Source organism: Magnetococcales bacterium (assembly GCA_015231925.1).
GTDB lineage: Bacteria > Pseudomonadota > Magnetococcia > Magnetococcales > JADGAQ01 > JADGAQ01.
Genome location: JADGAQ010000342.1, coordinates 1 through 2,390, shown reverse-complemented (window position 1 = coordinate 2,390; position 2,390 = coordinate 1). Strand labels below are relative to the sequence as shown.

General features: G+C 64.3%; 1 protein-coding gene. It reads left to right on the top strand.

Annotated features, from left to right (window positions below; translation table 11 throughout):
- The first annotated feature begins 279 nt into the window (after positions 1–279).
- Complete coding sequence (locus tag HQL56_19600) at positions 280–1,743, top strand: AMP-binding protein (GenBank protein ID MBF0311722.1); 1,464 nt, start codon at positions 280–282, stop codon at positions 1,741–1,743.
- Positions 1,744–2,390: the final 647 nt, after the last annotated feature.

Here is a 2,390-nt window from a genome sequence, read left to right as displayed (position 1 = left end):
CACGTCAAAGGATGGGGGGATGAGGCCCCCCCTTGCCCCCCCGCGGTCCGCTGCGATAAATCCGTTGGGTGTCTGTTGGTGGTTTTCGGGATTTCATTGGCGGCAGCGGACCGCAACGGCCAAAGACAAAGGCCACGTCAACACCTCGGGGCTTCGCCCCGAACCCCACCGGGGGGGATAATCCCCCCCGGACCCCCGTATTTTCATTCCTGGCGATTTTGTGGCACTATCGCCTCCATCCTGCCAGCATAACAGATTCGAAACGGGAGGTCTCTCACCATGTGGCACGACTTCATGCGGGATCACGCCCGGCAACGTCCGAACCATACCGCCCTCATCGACCACGCCACCGGTCTTCGCTGGAGCTACGCCACCCTGGACCGGGAAATCGACCGGCGGGCGGGACAACTCCACATCCGGGGCGTCGCCCCCGGCGACCGGGTGGCCCTGATCGCCCCCAACCGGCTGGAACACCTCACCCTCTTCTTCGCCTGCTGCCGGTTGCGCGCCATTCTGGTCCCGCTCAATCCGCGTCTGGCCCTTCCCGAGTTGCAGTCGATTCTGCGCCAGATCGACCCCGCGCTGCTGCTTTCCGCAGGCGCCTCGCCATTCGGGGCCGAATATCCCTGGGGCGATCTCGACGCCGTTTGGGCGGAGGAGGGACCCTATCCCCCCGGTCCCCCGCCCGAGGATAACGAGGTGATGATGCTGCTCTACACTTCCGGCTCCACGGGGGCTCCCAAGGGGGTGATGTTCCACGCCGCCATGATCCGGGCCAACATGGCCGGCACGGTGGGGGCCGACGTGCTGCGTCCCGGAGATATCTCCATCGTCAACACCCCCTTCTTCCATACCGGGGGCTATCACGTCTTCAGCCTGCCGCTGCTTTCCATCGGGGGCACCTTGATCCTGCACCCGCGTTTCGATGCGGGGCAGGTGTTGGCGGACATCCGGCAGGAGGGGGTCACGGTCTTCTGGGGGGTGCCGACCCTGTTTCAGGCCATTTTCGACCACGCCGATTTCGCTGCCTGCGACTTCTCCCGCATCCGTTTTTTCCTCTCCGGGGGCGCACCGTTGCCCTTGGCTTTGATACAGGGCTATCACCGTCGCGGGGTGCCGTTCAAACAGGGTTTCGGTTTGACCGAGGTGGGGCCGAACTGTTTCCTGCTGGAGACCGAAGAGGCTTTCCGGCGGCCCGATTCCATCGGCAAACCCATGGCCCACAGTCGGGTGCGGGTCATGGATGAGCGGGGCGAGCCGGTGGCAGCGGGCGGGGTGGGGGAGTTGTGGATCGGGGGGGCGCACCGCTGTCGCGGCTATTGGGGACAGGAGGCTTTGTTCCGGGAGTCGTTGCGGGGCGACCTTTTCGCCACGGGGGATTTGGTGCGGGTTGATGAGGAGGGCTACTTCTACGTCGTGGGGCGCAAGAAGGAGATGTATATTTCGGGTGGGCAGAATGTCTATCCGGGGGAGGTGGAAAAGCCGTTGTCCAGCCATCCGGGGATTGGGCAGGTGGTGGTGGTCGGGGTGGAGGATGGTCGATGGGGGGAGACGGGGTTGGCGTTTTATGTGGGGGAGGCGGTGTTGGGGGTGGAGGAGGTGCAGGCCTTTCTGGAGTCGCGTCTGGCGCGGTACAAACATCCGCGTCATGTGGTGCGACTGGAGGGCATGCCGTTGTTGGCCAACGGCAAGATCGATCGGGCTTTGCTGAAGCGCAGGGCGAAGGCGTATGTCGCCGGTTAGTGGTGTTCAGTCATACGGGGGTCCGGGGGGGATTATCCCCCCCGGCGGGGTTCGGGGCGGAGCCCCGAGGTTTTAGCCGTTGACCTTGCGGTCCGCTGCCGCCGATGAAATCCCGAAAGCCGCCATCCCGCACCGAACGGATTTGTCGCAGCGGACCGCGGGGGGGCAAGGGGGGGCTTCATCCCCCCATCTTTGAACGCGACAGCAAACCAAAATCCGGTAAATCCCCAAAAGCCCTGCCCCCGGAGGGCCAACGGCTGAAAGTCAACGTCAACGGATGGGGGGATGAGGCCCCCCCTTGCCCCCCCGCGGTCCGCTGCGACAAATCCGTTCGGTGCGGGATGGCGGCTTTCGGGATTTCATTGGCTGCAGCGGACCGCAACGGATACGGCAAAGACCACAGCCACGTCAACACCTTGGGGCTCTGCCCCAAGCCCCGCCGGGGGGGATAATCCCCCCCGGACCCCCGTATGAATCGAAAAACAACGCATCCCAAGATGGCTCGGTTTACCTCTCCGCATCCCAAGGTGACTCGGTTTACTTCCCCAGCTGCTTGGTCAACGCCGGAATCGTCGCCGCCATCACATCCCGTAACTCCACCCCCTTGTCCGACTTCTTGACCACCCGACTGACACTGACCGCCCGCT

What these genes read in the sequence shown, in the direction of transcription:
- HQL56_19600 (MBF0311722.1), top strand. Translation starts at nt 280, where the DNA reads ATGTGGCACGACTTCATGCGGGATCACGCCCGGCAACGTCCGAACCAT.